Genomic DNA, 235 nt, shown 5'->3' with positions numbered 1-235 from the left:
GCACGCCCGCGTCGAGGAAGGCACGGGCCTTGCCGGCGAAGGGGGCGAGGTCGTCGGAGGGGTCCCAGAGGTCGGCGCCGGTGGGGATCAGCAGGGTACTGTCCTCGGGGCGGAGTTCGTCGAGCGCGAGGTCGGGCTGGATCCGGTGACCGCCGATCGTCGACACCGGCTCCCGGGTGGGGTCGACGGTGCGGATCTCGCGGCCGGCGCGGGCGAGATACGCGGGGGTGTGTCC

General features: G+C 74.5%; 1 pseudogene. It reads right to left on the bottom strand.

What is annotated here, in order from left to right:
• Positions 1-235, bottom strand: a pseudogene (locus tag KVT44_RS57130) (glutamine amidotransferase); the annotation flags it as partial.

It is taken from the genome of Streptomyces sp. GbtcB7, assembly GCF_019091445.1.
Lineage (GTDB): Bacteria > Actinomycetota > Actinomycetes > Streptomycetales > Streptomycetaceae > Streptomyces > Streptomyces mirabilis.
The sequence above is the reverse complement of the archived record's forward strand: the minus strand, read 5'-3'. Positions and strand labels throughout refer to the sequence as shown.